Annotated in this window: 21 protein-coding genes; 11 read left to right on the top strand and 10 right to left on the bottom strand. The window is 70.1% G+C overall.

Translation table 11 applies throughout. The features are described from left to right. Window positions 1-137: 137 nt before the first annotated feature. The 3 genes from ACWEV3_RS29445 to ACWEV3_RS29455 all read right to left on the bottom strand — a co-directional run bounded on the left by ACWEV3_RS29445 (window position 138) and on the right by ACWEV3_RS29455 (window position 2,814). The gene (locus ACWEV3_RS29445; RefSeq protein ID WP_452616990.1) at window positions 138-437 is read right to left on the bottom strand and encodes a MoaD/ThiS family protein; all 300 of its coding nucleotides are present in this window, start codon (window positions 435-437) and stop codon (window positions 138-140) included. Next, a complete protein-coding gene (locus ACWEV3_RS29450; RefSeq protein WP_452616991.1) occupies window positions 434-1,549 on the bottom strand; it encodes a WD40/YVTN/BNR-like repeat-containing protein in 1,116 nt (371 codons plus the stop codon). The genes ACWEV3_RS29445 and ACWEV3_RS29450 overlap by 4 nt, the downstream gene beginning before the upstream one ends. Window positions 1,550-1,680: 131 nt before the next feature. After that, window positions 1,681-2,814 carry an adenosine deaminase gene (locus ACWEV3_RS29455; RefSeq protein WP_452616992.1) on the bottom strand — a complete coding sequence of 378 codons (1,134 nt, stop codon included), beginning with the start codon at window positions 2,812-2,814 and terminating at the stop codon, window positions 1,681-1,683. Between the two features lie 204 nt (window positions 2,815-3,018). Between ACWEV3_RS29455 and ACWEV3_RS29460 the strand changes: the two genes are divergently transcribed. From ACWEV3_RS29460 to ACWEV3_RS29485, 6 genes are all read left to right on the top strand, one after another. Continuing rightward, window positions 3,019-3,762: a GntR family transcriptional regulator gene (locus tag ACWEV3_RS29460; protein WP_452616993.1), complete on the top strand. Its 744-nt coding sequence runs from the start codon at window positions 3,019-3,021 to the stop codon at window positions 3,760-3,762. A gap of 165 nt (window positions 3,763-3,927) precedes the next feature. Then, window positions 3,928-4,908, top strand: coding sequence for a nucleoside hydrolase (locus ACWEV3_RS29465; protein WP_452616994.1), 981 nt, complete (start codon window positions 3,928-3,930; stop codon window positions 4,906-4,908). 13 nt (window positions 4,909-4,921) lie between these two features. Beyond that, window positions 4,922-5,854: a ribokinase gene (locus ACWEV3_RS29470; protein ID WP_452616995.1), complete on the top strand. Its 933-nt coding sequence runs from the start codon at window positions 4,922-4,924 to the stop codon at window positions 5,852-5,854. A gap of 23 nt (window positions 5,855-5,877) precedes the next feature. Then, entirely contained in the window at window positions 5,878-6,582 is a 705-nt protein-coding gene (locus ACWEV3_RS29475) for an HAD family acid phosphatase (RefSeq protein ID WP_452616996.1), read from the top strand. 65 nt (window positions 6,583-6,647) lie between these two features. Further along, window positions 6,648-6,833 (top strand): hypothetical protein, encoded by a 186-nt coding sequence (locus ACWEV3_RS29480; RefSeq protein WP_452616997.1) that lies wholly within the window; start codon window positions 6,648-6,650, stop codon window positions 6,831-6,833. Window positions 6,834-6,897: 64 nt separating this feature from the next. Continuing rightward, complete coding sequence (locus ACWEV3_RS29485; RefSeq protein ID WP_452616998.1) at window positions 6,898-7,371, top strand: DoxX family protein; 474 nt, start codon at window positions 6,898-6,900, stop codon at window positions 7,369-7,371. A gap of 319 nt (window positions 7,372-7,690) precedes the next feature. Here the strand turns inward: ACWEV3_RS29485 and ACWEV3_RS29490 are convergent, their stop codons facing one another. The 3 genes from ACWEV3_RS29490 to ACWEV3_RS29500 all read right to left on the bottom strand — a co-directional run bounded on the left by ACWEV3_RS29490 (window position 7,691) and on the right by ACWEV3_RS29500 (window position 9,455). Then, a complete protein-coding gene (locus ACWEV3_RS29490; RefSeq protein WP_452616999.1) occupies window positions 7,691-8,047 on the bottom strand; it encodes a hypothetical protein in 357 nt (118 codons plus the stop codon). 66 nt (window positions 8,048-8,113) lie between these two features. Continuing rightward, a complete protein-coding gene (locus ACWEV3_RS29495; protein WP_358617215.1) occupies window positions 8,114-8,347 on the bottom strand; it encodes a DUF397 domain-containing protein in 234 nt (77 codons plus the stop codon). 241 nt (window positions 8,348-8,588) lie between these two features. Further along, entirely contained in the window at window positions 8,589-9,455 is an 867-nt protein-coding gene (locus ACWEV3_RS29500) for a helix-turn-helix domain-containing protein (protein ID WP_358580149.1), read from the bottom strand. Between the two features lie 202 nt (window positions 9,456-9,657). Here ACWEV3_RS29500 and ACWEV3_RS29505 point away from each other — a divergent pair, with 202 nt between their 5' ends. Beyond that, complete coding sequence (locus tag ACWEV3_RS29505; RefSeq protein WP_452617000.1) at window positions 9,658-10,485, top strand: SAM-dependent methyltransferase; 828 nt, start codon at window positions 9,658-9,660, stop codon at window positions 10,483-10,485. A gap of 24 nt (window positions 10,486-10,509) precedes the next feature. Here ACWEV3_RS29505 and ACWEV3_RS29510 read toward each other — a convergent pair whose 3' ends face one another. Beyond that, the gene (locus ACWEV3_RS29510; RefSeq protein WP_452617001.1) at window positions 10,510-11,001 is read right to left on the bottom strand and encodes a hypothetical protein; all 492 of its coding nucleotides are present in this window, start codon (window positions 10,999-11,001) and stop codon (window positions 10,510-10,512) included. A 150-nt stretch (window positions 11,002-11,151) separates the two neighbouring features. Between ACWEV3_RS29510 and ACWEV3_RS29515 the strand changes: the two genes are divergently transcribed. The 4 genes from ACWEV3_RS29515 (at window position 11,152) to ACWEV3_RS29530 (ending at window position 14,763) form a co-directional block, all read left to right on the top strand. After that, entirely contained in the window at window positions 11,152-11,829 is a 678-nt protein-coding gene (locus ACWEV3_RS29515) for a response regulator transcription factor (protein WP_358580156.1), read from the top strand. Further along, entirely contained in the window at window positions 11,826-13,172 is a 1,347-nt protein-coding gene (locus ACWEV3_RS29520; protein ID WP_452617002.1) for a sensor histidine kinase, read from the top strand. Before ACWEV3_RS29515 ends, ACWEV3_RS29520 begins: the two co-directional genes overlap by 4 nt. Window positions 13,173-13,247: 75 nt before the next feature. After that, entirely contained in the window at window positions 13,248-14,042 is a 795-nt protein-coding gene (locus tag ACWEV3_RS29525; RefSeq protein ID WP_452617003.1) for an exodeoxyribonuclease III, read from the top strand. A gap of 58 nt (window positions 14,043-14,100) precedes the next feature. Further along, window positions 14,101-14,763, top strand: coding sequence for a hypothetical protein (locus tag ACWEV3_RS29530; protein ID WP_452617004.1), 663 nt, complete (start codon window positions 14,101-14,103; stop codon window positions 14,761-14,763). A gap of 150 nt (window positions 14,764-14,913) precedes the next feature. On the opposite strand, the gene ACWEV3_RS29535 is transcribed toward ACWEV3_RS29530, so the two are convergent. The 3 genes from ACWEV3_RS29535 to ACWEV3_RS29545 all read right to left on the bottom strand — a co-directional run bounded on the left by ACWEV3_RS29535 (window position 14,914) and on the right by ACWEV3_RS29545 (window position 17,591). Continuing rightward, window positions 14,914-16,227, bottom strand: a complete 1,314-nt coding sequence (locus ACWEV3_RS29535) for a serine/threonine-protein kinase (RefSeq protein ID WP_452617005.1) — start codon at window positions 16,225-16,227, stop codon at window positions 14,914-14,916. A gap of 178 nt (window positions 16,228-16,405) precedes the next feature. After that, complete coding sequence (locus ACWEV3_RS29540) at window positions 16,406-16,849, bottom strand: SgcJ/EcaC family oxidoreductase (RefSeq protein ID WP_452617006.1); 444 nt, start codon at window positions 16,847-16,849, stop codon at window positions 16,406-16,408. 166 nt (window positions 16,850-17,015) lie between these two features. Further along, window positions 17,016-17,591: a dihydrofolate reductase family protein gene (locus ACWEV3_RS29545; RefSeq protein WP_452617007.1), complete on the bottom strand. Its 576-nt coding sequence runs from the start codon at window positions 17,589-17,591 to the stop codon at window positions 17,016-17,018. Between the last annotated feature and the right edge of the window lie 10 nt (window positions 17,592-17,601).

The raw sequence follows: 17,601 nt of genomic DNA on the forward strand, positions 1-17,601 counted from the left end.
GGCGAATGACGCGGCAAACCTTCCACCGGTGTCGTAGATCGACACGCCAACACGCCGGGAATTTCGGGCGACCACCCATTAGTTGAACGATGCCCGGAATATTCCAGTCTACTGTGGATCGCTGGTCGATCCGGGCCTCAGCCGCCGGCCATCGCGCCGACGATCAGGTACGGCTGGTCGCCCGCCGCCACAGCCGGCGGCAGCGGCGCGTCCGGCGGCTCGTTGGAGAGGTCTTCCTCGCAGGCGAAGAACCGGATGAAGGCCCGGCGCAGCTGGGTTTCCTGGTTCCGGATCGTGCCGCGCAGCATCGGGTACCGGGCCTCCAAGGCGTCGAGCACCGCCCGCTGCGTCGGCCGGCCGGTGACGTCCAGCTCGATCTCGCGGTCCGCGATCTTGGCGAGCGTCCGCAGGTGGGCGGGGAGCGCGACCCGGATCATGGCAGCGTCTGCACCTCGACGGACAGGACCGCCGGGAGGTCCCGGACGATCGGCCGCCAGTTGTTCCCGGCGTCGGGCGACACGTACACCTGGCCGCCCGTGGTGCCGAAGTAGATGCCGCACTCGTCCAGCGAATCCACGGCCATCGCGTCGCGCAGCACGTTGACGTAGCAGTGGCTCTGCGGCAGGCCGTTGGTCAGCGGCTCCCACTCGTGGCCGCCGGTCCGGCTGCGGTAGACGCGGAGCCTGCCCTCCGGCGGGTAGTGCTGCTCGTCGCTCTGGATCGGGACGACGTAGACCGTGTCCGGCTCGTGGGCGTGCACGTCGATCGGGAAGCCGAAGTCGGACGGCAGGTCGCCGCTGATCTCGTACCAGGAATCGCCGGCGTCGTCGCTGCGCATCACGTCCCAGTGCTTCTGCATGAACAGCACGTCCGGGCGGTCTCGGTGCAGCGCGATGCGGTGCACGCAGTGGCCGACCTCGGCGTCCGGATCGGGGATGCCCTCCGAGCGCAGGCCGTGGTTGATCGGCTGCCAGCTCTTGCCGCCGTCGTCGGTGCGGAAGGCACCCGCCGCCGAGATCGCGGTGAACATCCGGTTCGGGTCGTCCGGCGCGTGGATGATCGTGTGCAGGCACATCCCGCCGGCGCCCGGTTGCCAGCCGGCGGCGGAGCGGTGCTTGCGCAGCGCGGGCAGCTCGTGCCAGGTCTTGCCGCCGTCGGTGGTGCGGAACAGCGCGGCGTCCTCGACCCCGGCGTGCACGGTGTCCGGGTCGGTCGGCGACGGTTCGAGGTGCCAGACCCGCTCGAACTCCCAGGGGTGCGGGGTGCCGTCGTACCAGAGGTGCGTGCCGGGCGTGCCGTCGTAGGAGAACCGGTTCCCCACCGGTTCCCAGGTCCGGCCGCCGTCGTCGGAGCGCTGGATCAGCTGGCCGAACCAGCCGAGCGACTGCGAGGCATACAGCCGGTCCGGGGCCGCCGGCGAGCCCTTGAGGTGGTACAGCTGCCAGCCGCCGAAGTGCGGGCCGCTGATGTCCCACCGCTCGCGCGTGCCGTCCGCGGTCAGGATGAACCCGCCCTTGCGGGTGCCGACGAGAACTCGAACACGGCTCATGGGGACACTCCCTGGTAAGCGGCGAGCAGCGGGTCCATCGCCGGTCAATGTAGGACCGCTGACCGGCGATGTCCTGTCGAACGCTCGCGAGCGCTTCGGGCCGCCGTGCCGACCCGAAGCGCTCCCGCGCGTCAGGCCAGCGCCGGTTCGTGGTCGGCGACCGGGCCGAACAGGGCCTCGGAGCGCAGGGCCGCGTAGCCGGGCTTGATCACCTCGTTGATCAGCGCCAGGCGCTGGTCGAAGGGGATGAACGCCGACTTCATCGCGTTCACCGTGAACCACTGCAGGTCGTCGAGCGAGTAGTGGAAGTTCTCGGCCAGCTCGGTGAACTCGCGGGTCATCGACGTCTGGCTCATCAGCCGGTTGTCGGTGTTGACCGTGACCCGGAAGCCCAGCCGCCGCAGCAGCGCGATCGGGTGTTCCGCGACCGACGCGACGGTGCCGGTGTGCACGTTCGAGCGCGGGCACATCTCCAGCGGGATGCGCCGGTCCCGCACGAACGACGCCAGCCTGCCGAGCCGGGCGGTGCCGTCCTCGGCGATGTCGATGTCGTCCACGATCCGCACGCCGTGGCCCAGCCGGGCCGCGCCGCACCACTGGATGGCCTCCCAGATCGACGGCAGCCCGAACCCCTCGCCGGCGTGGATGGTGAAGTGGCAGTTCTCCCGCCGCAGGTACTCGAACGCCTCCAGCGAGCGGGTGGGCGGGAAGCCGGCCTCCGGGCCCGCGATGTCGAAGCCCACGACGCCCGCGTCGCGGTACCGCACGACCAGTTCCGCGATCTCCCGGGCACGCGCCTCCTGGCGCATCGCGCACAGCAGCACGCCGATGCGGATGCGGTTGCCCACTTCTCGCGCCCGCGCCGCTCCGCGCCGGAACCCGTCGAGCATCGCCTCGACGACCTCGTCCAGCGACAGCCCCTGCTGGGTGCTCAGCTCCGGTGCGTGGCGGACCTCGGCGTACACGACGCCGTCCGCGGCCAGGTCTTCGGCGCATTCGGCGGCGACCCTGCTGATCGCGTCCGCGGTCTGCATGACGCCGACGGTGTGCACGAACCGCTCCAGGTACTCCTCCAGCGAGCCGGCCCCGGCCGCGGCGGCGAACCACTCGGTGACCCCGGCGACGTCGGACGTCGGCAGTGCGCCGTAGCCCTGCTGCTCCGCCAGTTCCACGACCGTCTCGGGGCGCAGCCCGCCGTCGAGGTGGTCGTGCAGCAGCACCTTCGGGGCGCGGCGGAGCTGGTCGGCGGTCGGCGAGTCGGGCACTTGTTCCCTCCTGGGGTTCGGCGTTCCCGGCGAACTCGGCCGGGATTTCCTGTCTGACATGTTAGGCATGTTGGCGGAAGGATCTACCCTCCGAAGGTGACGTACGTCAAGGTGTGGTCTCCGGTTCTTCTCCGGCTTGCCGGAGTTGACGCGCGGGACCATCTCTCTTAACTTGTCTGACATCAACCCGGCAGGAGGTGCGGCGTGGCTTCCAGACGACCTCAGCGTCGACCGGTCGTGGACCTCTACGAGCGGATCGCCGAGGCCATCAGGCAGGGCACCTATCCGCCGGGTTCGACGCTGCCGTCCGAGCCGGACCTCGCGACCGAGCTCGGCGTGAGCCGGCCGGCGCTGCGGGAAGCGCTGATCCTCCTCCAGGAGGACGGCGTGATCACCGTGCGGCGGGGAGTGGGGCGGACGGTCAGCGACCGCCCGGCCCGGCGGGGCTTCGAACGGCTGCAACCGGTCGAGGGCCTGCTGGGCTCGGACAGCACCAAGGTGCGGCCGCTGGTGCGCGACATCGAGCAGCCGACCGACCTGGTGATGCAGCACTTGCCGGTGCCGGCCAGCTGCGAGATCCGGTTCTGGGAGAGCGTCGTCGACGTCGACGGCGTGCCGTCCTGCCTGGTGGAGGAGTGGAGCGTGCACGACGAGGCGCTGGCCGCCGTCGATCCCGCGCTGCCCGGAGCCCTGGCGGCGGCCGAAGCCCGGCCGAGCACGATGCTGCACGTCATCGGCTCGATCGACCCGCACCTGCCGCTCAGCGGCGCCAGCACGATCAACGCGACCGTGCTCGGGCGGCGCCGCGGGGAGGTCTTCGACCGGCCGCCGGACACGCCGGTCGTGCTGGTCACGCAGGTCGTCTCGATGGAGCGGACCCCGCTGATCGCCGCCAAGTACGTGCTGCCCAGCGGCGCGCCGGGCATCCCGGTGCGCCAATCCCGATGAACACCGAACAACCACAGCCGGAGCTCCGCGGGCCCGTCTCGATCTGACGCGATCACCCGCTCCGCTTCCCGGGGCAACGCTCGTGCGCGTTTTTGGTCGCCATAGCGCTCCGAAACGCGCACGAGTCCCGCGAGACTCCGCTCCCAGCAGAAAGGCGCGCTACCGATGGCGTCCAAGGAAACCCTGATCGTCGACTGCGACACCGGAATCGACGACGCGTTGGCGTTGCTCTACCTGCTGAGGGACCCGGACGTCGACATCCGGGCTGTGACCACGGTCTTCGGCAACATCGACGCGGTCACCGCGGCTGACAACACGCTGCGGGTGCTCGAACTGGCCGGGCGGCCGGACATCCCGGTGGCCATCGGTGCCCGCGACAACTGGCTCGGGAACGCGCACTTCGCGCCGTACGTGCACGGCGCGGACGGCCTCGGCAACACGGACCTGCCCGCGCCGACGGCCAGGCCGGTCGCCGAGCCCGCCGCGGAACTCATCGTGCGCCTAGCCAGGGAGAACCCCGGCACGCTGCACCTGCTTGCGGTCGGGCCGCTGACGAACCTGGCCACCGCCGTGCTGCTCGATCCCGAACTGCCCGGGCTGGTCAAGCACGTCACGATCATGGGCGGCGCGATCCGGCACCCGGGCAACGCCACCCCGGCGGCCGAGGCGAACATCAGCAACGACCCGGAGGCGGCGCGAACGGTGCTCACCGCCGGCTGGCCGATCACGCTGGTGCCGCTGGACGCGACCATGGGCGAGCGGATCACCGAGGGCCACCAGCGCCGGCTCCGCGAGACCGGCACGCCGGTCACCGCCTTCGCGGCGCAGATGCTGGACCAGTACTTCGACTTCTACGAGGGGAACGTGTTCGGCGACCGCAGCGCGGCCTGCCACGATCCGCTGGCCGCGGCCATCGCGGTCGGCGACGTCTCCCCGGTGCTGGCGCCGGTCGTCGCGGTCGACGTGGAGACGAGCCAGGGGCCGGGGCGCGGGGCGACCGTCGCCGACGTCCGCGGGCAGTACCGGAACTTCCCGGCCCAGGACGATGCGCACGTGCGTGTGGTGCTGGAGACCAGCGGCGACTTCGCCGAGCTGCTGGCCGATCGGCTGTGCGACGACCCCACCCCGACGCGACGCGTGGCGTGAGGGGGGATTTGCGATGACGCGCACCGAAGACGTCGTCGTGGTCGGTTCGCTGAACGTCGACCTGACCGCGCGCGTGCGACGCCATCCGCTGCCGGGCGAAACGGTGCACGCCACAGCGCTGGCCACCAGCGCAGGCGGCAAGGGCGCCAACCAGGCGGTCGCCGCGGCGCGGCTCGGCGCGCGAACGGCGCTGGTGGGCCGGGTCGGTGCGGACGCGCACGGCGAGATGCTGCTGGCCGCCCTGCGCGCCGATGGCGTCGGCACCGAGCACACCCACCGAGACGACGAAGCGGTCACCGGCACCGCGCTGATCACCGTCTCGGACACCGGTGAGAACAGCATCATCGTGTCCGCCGGGGCGAACGCGCGCCTGTCGCCGGCCGACATCGCGGCGGCTCAGCCGCTGATCGCGGCGGCGCGGGTGGTGTCGGTCGTGTTGGAGGTGCCGGTCGGAACCGTCGTCGCCGCTGCCCGCGCCGCGCGGGCGGCCGGGGCGCGGTTCGTGCTGAACCTGTCCCCGGTGGTCGACCTGCCCGCCGAGGCGCTGGAGCTCGCCGACCCGCTGATCGTCAACGAGCACGAAGCCCGGGAAATCCTGCGGCGCAACGGCTTTCCGGTGCCCGCCGAGAACATCGGGCACGCGACCGGGCTCCTCCGGGTCGGTGCGCGTTCGGTGGTGGTCACCTTCGGCGCGGACGGCGCGGCGGTCGCGGATGCCGGTCATGCCGAGGAAGTTCCCGGTGCGCCGGCCGACGCGGTCGACACCACCGGGGCGGGTGATGCTTTCGCCGCGACCGCGGCGTGGCGGCTGAGCCAGGGTGATTCGCTTCCCACTGCCGTGTGGTGGGCGACCCGCGTGGGGGCCTGCAGCGTGCAACACTCCGGTGCGCAAGCGTCCTATCCGACGCTCGACCGCGTGCTGAGCGGGGCCGGGCTGCCGAAGTAGTCGCCGCCAGGAGGGTCCGCATCGTGTCCGGTCGAAAGTCCTCCGCATTCCCCGGGATCGCCTCGTCCTTCGCCCTGCTCGGCGTGCTCGCCACCGGGTGCGCCGCCGCGCAGGGCGCCGAAGGCGCGAAGGCCGAACCCGCCCCGAACCTGACCGACGTGAAGCGGTCCATCGTGGACTACCGCGATTCGGGGCAGTGGGACGCCGACATCGCCGAGGCCGATCGCCGCGGCCAGGACTACCTGGCCCAGCGGCTGGCGGAGGGCGTGCCGAAACCCGCGATCGTGCTGGACATCGACGACACCAGCGTGTCGACCTACGAGTACGAGCTGGGCATCGACTTCGGCTTCGAGCAGGAGTCGTCGGACGAGTTCGTGCTGGCCCGCGGGCCCGTCGGGATCGCCGCGACGCGGGACCTCGCGCGCTTCGCGGACTCCCGCGGCGTCGCGGTCTTCTTCGTCACCGGCCGCCGGGAGAACCCGGAGATGCGCGAAGCCAGCCTGCTGGACCTGCAGGAAGAGGGCTTCCCGGAGCCGGCGGCCCTGTACCTGCGGCCGGTGGACGACCACGAGCCGTCGGTGGTGCCGTACAAGAGCGGCGCCCGCGCCGGCATCGAGCGGCAGGGCTACCGGATCGTCCTGAGCGTCGGGGACCAGGAATCCGACCTGGCCGGCGGCCACGCCGAACGCGGCGTGAAGCTGCCCAACCCGATGTACGAGCTGGACTGACCCGGTATCTCCGTCCACTGTGGTCGGTCCGTGGTCCTGGCGGTCGCAGGTCGGGGCTGATCAAGATGCTTCGGGAGGGCCGGTACCTGCCGCCCCAGATCCGGGAGGTGCTCGACGGCCTCCGGCGAACGGGCGGCAGCGACGCGCTGCGCGCGGCCATCGAGCAGTGCCAGGCGGCGCTGGCGCAGCGGGAGGTGCTCGATGGCTCCAGTCTCCTGCGCCACCGCCTGGACGACGAATCTTTACATTGACAAGATTCGACCCGGGCAGGCATCTTGTCACTGACAAGTTTGCTTTCTCCTGGGGAGGCCCGAGATGGCTCCGTTGATCATCCTGCTGGCCGTCACGCTGGTGCTGCTGGTGGCGGGCGCCGTCGGCGTCCGCGGCCTGAGGCCCTGGCCGGTCGCCGTGCGCGGCGGGCTCGCGGCGATGTTCGTGGCGACCGGCATCGCGCATTTCGTCGGCATGCGGGAGCAGCTCATCAGCATGGTGCCGCCGGTGCTGCCCGAGCCCGGCCTGCTCGTCACCGTCACCGGGATCCTGGAGCTGATGGGCGCGGCGGGGCTGCTGTGGCACCGCACCGCGCCGTGGGCCGCGGGCGGGCTGGGGCTCATGCTCATCGCGATGTTCCCCGCGAACGTCTACGCGGCGCTGGAGGGAATCCTCACCGCCGCGGACGACCAACTCGTCCCGCGAACCGCGATGCAGGTCGTCTTCCTGGCCGCCACCGCCGTGGTCGTTGTCCACCACGTGCGCGCTCGCAATGGGCGCGCAACCGAGGCGAACTGAGCTCGTCCTGCTCGGGCCCCGTGAGCGGATTGGGGTGTTATAGCGCCCCAATCCGCTCACGGGTCATCGTCGCGGGCTCAACGGGGGCGGAGAGCCGGTGGATGTCCTCGGTCGGCAGGGCGTTTCGTCGCAGGTCGCGAAAGGCGCCTGCGGTGGGCGGTGTCGTTGTGCTCGCTACGGGCGGAAGACCCCGATCGAGTTCCCGCGGCGGGGCGCCGTCGCGCGGGAACTCGATCGTTTCGGGGGTCCCGGTGCCAGGCGAAGTCCACTGAGGACTCCGGCGCCGGGGTCGGGGCGGGGTCTTGGCGGCTGGCCGGTGTCAGGCGGAGGCGGCCAGCCAGGCCGAGCGGCCCGCATGGGTCGGCAGCCAGCAGCCCGTGGGCTGGGCGCCGAGGTCCGGGGCCGGCTCGGACAGCGCGAGCAGTTCGGCGATCACTTCGCGCGCGGGGCCGGTGGTTCGCCACAGGACCTTGCTCGGGAAGAGGACGTCCGGCTCATCACCGGGGATCCGCGCGGCATCGGCTTCGTGCTCGCTGAACAGCTGCACGATGTCGAAAACCCCGCGATGGACCCGGATTCCCACCACGGCGACCAGGCCGCCGTCGGCGTCGCGCGGGTGCGCGAACTGGAAATCGCGGGCTACCAGGGCTTGCAGGCCGTTGGTAATCTCGTTCATGGCGCCACCGAGTTTCGTCGTCAAGGGCTTCAACCATGGCTCCGCGCGGAGCGTCGGGACGGCTCGTCAGACGAGGTCGTCGAACTCGCCGTCCTTGGCCCCGTGCAGGAATGCGGCGATCTCATCCCGGCTGTAGACCAGTGCTGGACCCTCGGGGTAGCGCGAGTTTCTGACGGCGATGCCGCCGTCGACCAACGGTGCCAATTCAACGCAGTTGCCCACCGCTCCGCTGTGGCGGCTCTTTCGCCACACCACGTTGGGAAGCTGCTGCGCGGGCATACCGTTCTGGATGTTCGTCATCCGAACCTCACCCTTCCCCGACTAACGCTGCACGATCATCTGCACGTGCAGTTGATCGTGCACCAAAGGTAGCAGGTGCAGATGCACGATTGAATGCACGTGCATCTCAATGAGATCTTGGTCACTCGATCGGAGGTACTTTGTTCCCAGTTAAGTGACCCGTGGTCAGTGAATGAGTGCTATGCGCAGTCGTCGGCACGCACAGGAGTGCCACCGGGTGCGGTTCCCGGTGGCACGTCGATCAGCTGTGCTTCAGGGCCTTGAGCAGCGTCTTGCGGGTCTGCTCCGGCGTCTGCGCGTCGACCGCGAGCCGGTGGCTGACCTTGCTGTAGACCTCGACCTCGTCCGGCTTGTCCAGGTAGAGCGCGCCGCAGAGGTGTTCCAGGTAGACGATGTCCGGCAGCTCCGGCTCGGCGAACCGCAGGATCGTGAACGCGCCCTCCGCGCCCGACCGGCCGAGCTCGAACGGCAGGATCTGCAGCGTCACCGCGGACATCGCCGTCGCATCGAGCAGGAACTGGATCTGCTCGCGCAGCACTTCGCGGCCGCCGATCGGCCGGTGCAGCACCGATTCGTCGATCACCGCCCACAACCGCGGAGCCTTCGGCTGGGTGAACAGCTTCTGGCGCTGCATGCGCAGCCGGACGCGCCGGTCCAGCTCGTCCTCCGGGAACTCCGGACGGCCCTGGGTGGCGACCGCGCGGGCGTACTTCTCGGTCTGCAGCAGGCCGGGCACGAACTGGATCTCGTAGGTCTGGATTCGGGAGGCCGATTCCTCCAGCCCGACGTAGTCCTGGAACCACGAGGGCATCAGGTCGTTGAACCGGTGCCACCAGCCGGGTTCGTTGGATCGGCGGACGAGGTCCAGGAAGGACTCGTGCTCGGACTGGTCCGTCACGCCGTAGAGGGTCAGCAGGTCGGCGACGTCGCGTTCCTTGAAGCCGACGCGGCCGAGCTCCAGGCGGCTGATCTTCGATCCGGACCCGCGGATGGCGTACCCGGCGTCCTCGCGGGAGATTCCGCTCGCTTCGCGCAACCGGCGCAGCTGACTGCCCAGCACGAGACGGCGGGCGGTGGGGCCGCTTCCCGTGGCACTGTCCGGAGCCACGCGGGACCTCCTGTGGAAATGGGCTCTACGACCCACTGTCGCGATCCAGTGGTTGAACGTTACGCGAGCGCATAGTAGTGGAATCCGGCCGCAGGTCGAGCGCCTTACCCGGATTGGCGGTATCTACCCGGACGTACGCTATCGGCCCTTGATCCCCTAACCTGGGATTGTCGGGGGCGGAAATTCGGGGTTGGGGAGTGGCATGACACGAACCGGCGAAGGGCGCGGGGGCGTGCCGTCTGGCATCGATCCCACGAGGCCGAGCAGTTCGCGTGTCTACGACGCGATCCTCGGCGGCAAGGACAACTACAGCGCCGATCGCGGATTGCGCGACGCGCTCGCCGAAGTCACCCCGGAACCCGGCGCGCTGGCCAAGGACAACCGCGCCTTCCTGCAGCGGGTCACCCGGTACCTGGCCGGAACCGTCGGCATCGACCAGTTCCTGGACTGCGGATCCGGGCTGCCGACGCTGGAGAACACCCACGAGGTGGCGCAGCGGGTCAACGCGGACGCGGCCGTCGTCTACGTCGACAACGATCCGACCGCCATCGTGCACGGCCGCGCCCTGCTCGTGGAGAACGACGGCACGCACTTCGTCGCCGGGGACATCACGGATCCGGATCGCCTGCTCGCCGAGCGGCCCGTCGCCAGGTCGCTGGAGTGGTCCCGGCCGATCGCGCTGTTCCTGTTCAGCACGCTGCACCACATCGCGGACGAGGACGACCCGCAGGGGCTGATGGCGCGCTACATCGACGCGCTGCCCGCCGGTTCCTACGTCGGGATCAGCCACTTCTGCCGCCCCGAGGACGCCGAGGCGGCCCGGCTGGCCGACCTGATGGAGGAGGCGTACCTCGGCGCGATGGGCAGCGGCTGGTTCCGGTCCCGCGAGGAGATCGAGCGCTACTTCGGCGGGCTCGAACTGCTGGCACCGGGGCTGGTGCCGGTGGCGACGTGGTGGCCGGACGGGCCGGGGGTGCCGGTGAACGCCTTCCACCGCTTGCTGATCGGCGGCGTCGCCCGCAAACCCTGACCGGCCGCGGGTGCTTTCGGGCCGTCAGTACTCGATGATCTGGACCGAGGTCGGGTGGTCGTGCCAGGTCGCGATCACGGACGACCCGTGCTGGCCGGCGGTGAACTCCACCCGCAGCCAGCCGACGGCCTGGTCCCAGGTCTGCACCGTGTAGCCGGGGCGCGGCGTCGCGGAGACCAGCTTCGTGCCGTCGGCGTGCACGGAGAGCACGACATTGCCGCCCTTGGCGTAATAGGTGCGCACCTCGCCGGAGTCGGTGGTCCGCGACGGGCTCGGGGTGGGCGTCCGCTCCGGCGCCGGAGTGTCCACTGTGGTCGGTTTCGGCTCGGGGCTCGGCTTCGGCGGCGGCGGCGGGGGCGGGGGCGGTGCCGTCGTGGTCGGCTGGACCAGCGGGATCGTGTCAGTCGGCTCGAACACCGCGCCGCGGATGACGTCGCGGACGCCGAGCCAGGACAACGTGACTGCGGCGGTGGTCGCGGCCAACCACACGCCGATGTAGGCGACCGCTCGTTTCATGCGCACGGGTTTACCCGACTGCGGCGCGTAATGCCTCCCTGGGGTGCGGGATTCGGCGGCGCCGAACGCCGACCGCCGCTCGCGGTGCGGCGCAGCCCGCCCGCGGACCGGAAGGCGAAGAACTCTCACAGTCCCCGTATCGTCCCCGCCATGGCTGTGGTTCTGGTGGTTGAGGACGATCCAGTGGTGCGGGCGGCGATGATCCGGGACCTGACCGCGCGGGACTGGGTCGTTCGCAGCGTCGGAACCGCCCTGGCATCGTTGCGCGAAGTAGCCGAGCACCCGCCGGACGTCATCATCCTCGACCTCGGCCTGCCCGACCTCGACGGCGGCGAGACGCTCAAGATGATCCGCGGCGTCTCCAACGTGCCGACCATCGTGGCGACCGCCCGCGACGACGAGGGTGAGATCGTCCGCCTGCTGCGCGCGGGCGCGGACGACTACATCGTCAAGCCGTTCTCCAGCGAGCACCTCAACGCCCGCATCGAAGCGGTGCTGCGCCGCGCTCGCGGCCCGCAGCCGGCGCAGCTGCTGGAGGTCGCCGGGCTGCGCATCGACCTGGGCAGCCGGGTCTCGACGCTGGACGGCGCCGAGCTGGAGCTGACGCGGCGCGAGTTCGACCTGCTGGCCTACCTCGCGGCCCGGCCCGGCCGGGTGGTGCCGCGCCGCGAACTGCTCGCCCAGGTGTGGCGGCAGTCCTACGGCGACGACCAGACCATCGACGTCCACCTGTCCTGGCTGCGGCGCAAGCTCGGTGAGAGCGCCGCCGAACCTCGGTTCCTGCACACCGTGCGGGGCGTCGGCGTGAAGCTCGTGGAACCGGAATGAGGCGCACGATCGTCCTGGTGGCGCTGGCGGTGACCTCGATGGTCGCCCTGGCGTTCCTCATCCCGCTCGGCCTGATGATCAAGGAGATGGCCCGCGACCAGGCGATGTCCGACGCCGAACGGCAAGCCGTCGCGCTGGCGCCGGTGCTGGCCACCACGACCGATCACGCGCTGGTCGGCAAGGCCGTCGCCAGCACGCGCGCCGGGCAGTCCGGGCGGGTCGCCGTGTACCTGCCGGATGGCGGCGTGGTGGGCTCGGGCCGGGTCGGTGCCGGGGACGTGCACCTGGCGATGTCCGACGTGCGGACCTCCAGCGTGGAAGTGGCCGGCGGCACGGCGTTCGTGCAGCCGATCGCGCTGGATGGCGGCCGCACCGCGCTGGCCGAGGTGTTCGTGCCCGCCGCGGACCAGACCCGCGGGGTGCTGCGGGCCTGGCTCGTGCTCGGCGCCGTCGGGCTGGTCCTGGTCGTCGGGTCGCTGCTGGTCGCGGACCGGCTGGCGGCCCGCGTCGTGCGCGCGACCACCCGGCTCGCGGAGGCCTCGTCGGCGCTCGGTGCCGGCGACCTCAGCATCCGGGTGCATCCCAGCGGCCCGCCCGAACTGGTGGAGGCCGGGCGCGCGTTCAACACCATGGCCGACCGGGTCCGCCAGCTGCTCGCCGCCGAGCGCGAGATGGCCGCGGATCTCTCGCACCGCCTGCGCACCCCGCTGACGGCGCTGCGGCTCAACGCGGAGGCGCTGGGCGATGATCAGGCGGCCGAGCAGACCAGGGTCGCCATCGACCGGCTGGAACGCGAGGTGGACCTGGTGATCACCAGCGCCCGCCGGTCCGGGCCCGGCGAGGAAGCCGACTGCGACGTCGCGGAGCTGCTGCGCGAGCGGCTCGGGTTCTGGTCGGCGCTGGCCGAGGACCAGCAGCGGCCGTGGAGCCTGCGCGGCGCGGAGGGCGAGGTCCACGTCCCGGTGCCGAGAGCGGAGCTCGCCGCGTCGGTGGACGCCGTGGTGGGCAACGTCTTCCGGCACACCCCGGAGCGGACCGAGTTCGTGGTGTCGGTGCAGCAGAAGGACGGCGTGGTCGGGGTGATCGTGGAGGACGCCGGGCCCGGGGTGGCGGAGTCCTCCGACGCCGTGCAGCGCGGGCGCAGCAGCGCCGGATCGACCGGGCTCGGCCTGGACATCGCCCGCCGGGTCGCCGAGTCCACCGGAGGACGGCTCGCGGTCGACCGGTCCAGCCTCGGCGGCGCCCGGGTGTGCATGTGGCTGTGGCAGCGCCCGGCGGCGCCGAAACCCACCCGCCGCCGCGACCGCCGCCGACGCACCCGCGAAGCGTTCTGGCCGGCCTGACCCACGAAGATCGTTCTGCTGGGGCGGGGTGCCCGGGAGGGTTGATCGTCGGTGCCGGTGGTTACCCTCGCTGGCGTGCTGACTGTGTCGACGGTGAACGTGAACGGCCTGCGCGCCGCCGCGAAGAAGGGCTTCGTGGAGTGGCTCGCCGCCACCCGAGCCGACGTGATCTGCCTGCAGGAGATCCGCGCGGAGCCCGAACAGCTCGCGCCGGAGGTCCGGGAACCGGCCGGCTGGCACACCGTGCTGGCCCCGAGCTCGGCGAAGGGCCGCGCCGGGGTGGCCGTCTACAGCCGCGCGGAACCGGAGGCGGTGCGCATCGGCTTCGGCTCGGCGGAGTTCGACGAGAGCGGCCGCTACGCGGAGATCGACCTGCCGGGCCTCGTGGTCGCGAGCCTGTACCTGCCCAGCGGCGACGTCGGCACCCCGCGCCAGGACGAGAAGGAACGCTTCATGAAGGAGTTCCGCGCGTACCTGGACGACCTGCGCGGGCGAGCCGCGGCGGAGGGCCGGGAGGTGCTGGTCTGCGGCGACTGGAACATCGCGCACCAGCAGATCGACCTGAAGAACTGGAAGGCGAACCAGAAGGAAGCGGGCTTCCTCCCGGAGGAACGGGCCTGGCTGACGGAGCTCTTCGAGAGCGGCTACGAGGACATCGTCCGGAACCTCCACCCGGAAGGCCCGGGCCCGTACTCCTGGTGGTCCTACCGGGGCAAGGCCTTCGACAACGACTCGGGCTGGCGCATCGACTACCAGGTGGCGACCGAAGCCCTGGCGAAGCGAGCGGTGTCGGCGGTGATCGAACGAGCGGAGTCCTACGACCAGCGCTGGAGCGACCACGCCCCGGTCACGGTGGCGTTCGAGGACTGAGCCGCAGTCATGGTTATCTGAACACGGCCCGCGGGGAAGAACGACTGCCGCTCGCGCGTTGCGCGCGAGCCTCTTCTGCTTCTATCTGAAGCAAACAGGCACATTCTTGATCGTTGTAGATGTCTACTCTCTTCGCGTGACAGCGCCTCAGAATCCTTGGTCGCAGCAGCAGTCCCAGCCGGCGGGTGACCAGCAGCTTCCGCCGCAGCAGCAGTTCGGCCGACCGAAAGCGCCCGGGACGGTGACGTTCGCGGCCTTGATCGGCATCGTGGTGCCGATCCTCTCGTCGATGCTGACCGGCATCAGCTTCGTGGTCCTCGCGCTGCAAGTCATCAGATATCTCGATACCTGGCAGGGCCCGCTCATCTTCAACGTGTTCAACACGTTGGGCAACTTCGCGCTCACCGCGCTGTGGGTGATCTTCGCGTTCCGGATGCGCGCCGGCCGGAACTGGGCTCGGACCACACTCGCGATCCTCGCCGGGATCTGGCTGCTCTACGGCCTTTTCGGCATCAGCCAGATGCTCATCATGGTCGATTTCCAGCTGGGGGCTCTCATCAGCCAGCCGGGCGCGCTCATCGCCAGCGTCGAGTTGTTGATGGTGCTGGTCGCGATGCCGGTGTTCCTCGTCCTGGTGTTCCGCAAATCCTCGAACCAGTACTTCAAAGCCGCGAGCGGTCACCGGCCGGAACAGCCCGGAGGACCCGGAGCCAGGCCGTGAAGCAGAGTCCGCGCGCTGGCAAGGTCGGTGTTGACCTCGTGCCGTAGCCGTGGATGCTGCCGGTCCGATCAGCCAGACATTCGGGGCTGGTCGGACTCGCGTCGGGCACGGTTGTGTTCGGCTTCTGATCGTTTCGGGTGGGTCCAGGCATTACTTTTTCCAGGACTCCCAGGTCAAACCGGCCGCCACGAGGACGATGCTGGTGATCAGGACCAGCGACGCCGTCGCGGACTCCTGTCCTGAGAACTCCGCCGTGTTCCGGAAGGTCTCTCCGACGCCGTTGAAAGCGAAAGCTGCGGCACCGCAACCGAAGACGAGCCCGGCGACAACGACGACGACGGTGACGGTCTTGCCGATGCCCTTCGGCAGGAATCGAGCGAAACCGGCGCACAGCAAGCCGACGATGACGACATCGGCAACGGCGAGGCTCAATACGGCGCCGCTGACCAAGTCATTGTCCCCGTAGCTCTCGAAGTACCCCCACGTGCCGCCGGCATCGGGGAGTCCGGCGATGCCGAGTCCGGTGATGATCGCCATCAGCGCGGCAACGCCTTTGGGCTGCCACTTCTTCGGCCGCGTCGGGAGGGCCTTGGTGCCGCGCTGCACGTGGATCTTGGTGGCGGGCTGCACGTGGACCTTGGTGGCGGGCTGCTCGCCTGCCATGGTCAGCGCCTCGGCGACCGTCGGCCTGCGGTCCGGGTCCTTGTCCAGCAGCCGGGTGATGAGCTGCGTGAGCGGTCCGGTTCGCCGCGGTGCCGGGGCCTCCTCCAGCAGTACCGCGGCCAGCGTCGCTTCCTGGGTATCGCGCCGGAACGGCGAGACGCCTTCGACGGCCTGGTAGAGGGTCACGCCGAGGGAGAACAGATCGCTGGCGGGAAGTCCATCGGTGCCGCGCAACCGCTCGGGCGCCGTGTACTCCGCCGAGCCGATGAACATCCCGGTTGCGGTCAGCGCGGTGTCGGTGTGGCGGATCGCGGTCCCGAAGTCGGTGAGCAGGACCTTCCCGTCCTCGGCGAGCATGACGTTGGCCGGTTTGATGTCGCGGTGCACAACACCTTCCCGGTGTGCCGCGCCCATCGCCGTCAGCAGCGCGGTAGCCACTTCGACTGCCCTGTCCGCCGGAAGCGGCCCGTGCCGATCGATGTGCTCGCTCAACGAGCAGCCGTCGACCAGTTCCATGACGATCCAGGGAAGGCCGTCCTCGACGACGACATCGTGGATCGCGACGATGCCGTCGTGCTTGCGCAACCGGGCGGCGTTGCGGGCTTCGCGAGTGGCACGCGCCAGCCGCTCGGCCCGTTCGGTTTCCGGCATCCCCGGCGGCAGCTGCAGTTCCTTGATCGCAACGTCGACGTCGAGGGTCTCGTCGTGGGCCCGCCAGACCCGCCCGAAACCACCGGACCCCAGTTCGGCGGCCAGCCGGTAGCGCCCGCCGACCACGTCACCGGACCGTCTCGAAGTCATGACCGCCTCCCGCCCGCCGCGCTCGGCACGACAGTTGATCACAGTACCGCCGCTGACATCGCTGCCAAGCCCGTTCGCTCCACCTGGTGTCCAATGCGGAGACGACGGCCCATCGCGTCGGTCGCCAACCGTCGGCCCGAGCGGAGTTTTCGCTCCGCTCGGGCCGGCGGACGGCAGGTCAGGACTGGGTGAGGGTGTTCTGGCGGGCCGCGATCCACCAGCGGCCCTGTTCTTTGACCAGGACGTAGAGGGCGATCATCGCGGGGTCGACGTCGATCAGCTCGCCATCGGCCTTGGTGGCCCGCGCGTTCTTGTGCGCGATGGCGACATCGGGGCGGAGGAAGACGATGTCGCCGACCTCGTAGCGCGCGTGCTCGTCGCGCAGGAAGCCGGCCAGGCCCTTGCGGTTGGCTTCGAGCAGGGCGTCCCGGCCGGACATCAGCATCCCGACCGCGTTGACGACCGATGCGTTCTGGGCGAAGTGGGCGGTCAGCAACTCGGGATCGTTGGTGTTGAAGGCGGTTTCGACGTCGGCGATCATCTGCTCGATCGCGACGATGTCCTGCTCGTGGTCGGTGGTGGTGTCCTCGATGACGGGAGGCTGCGTGGCGTTAGTGGTCATGGGCACGAGCTTGAAACCTCCACGTAACTAGAGGTCCATGCGCTTGTGCTGATCGTCACCGTTTGTGATGTCGTGAGTGGAAGTGGTCGTTGGGGCGACCGTTTCCACTCACGACGGTCGGCTGCTCGTTGTCGGGAGGGCGTCCACCTGGATCGGCCCTTCCCGGTCAGCGCTTGGTGTAGGTCAGGTGGATCACTCCGCTGCCGAACACCTCGGTGTCGGCCAGGTCGAACAGTTCCGGGGCGAATTCCCTGCTGAACAGCGGGGTTCCGGAGCCGGCGACGATCGGGTGGAGCTTGATCATCAGTTCATCGATCTCCGGGCGCAGGGCCTCCGCCAGCTTTCCGCCGCCGCAGAGCCAGATCCCCATGCCCTCTTCCCGCTTCAGCTCCCGCACCCGCTCGATCGCGTCGGTGGTGACGAATTCCACCGTGGGATCCGGGCTTTCCGCGACGCTGCGGGAGAACACGACGTTGCGGCGCATGTGCTGGTAGGCGTTCGTCATCCCGTCCTGCACGCCGACTTCCCAGGTGCTGCGGCCCTGCAGGACGGTGTCGAAGTGCTTGTTCGGCGCGTCGGCGAGGCCGATCAGCGGGCGGATGTGGGTCGGCATGATCTCCGGGTATTCGGCCCGGATGAAATCGCCGTGGTCGCCTTCGTGGAGGAAGAAGTCCGGCTTGCCGTTGGGGCCGGTGATGAAGCCGTCGATGGTCGCCGCGATCAGGTAGGTCAGCTTTCGCACGATGCCTCCG

It is taken from the genome of Saccharopolyspora sp. NPDC003752, assembly GCF_053605825.1.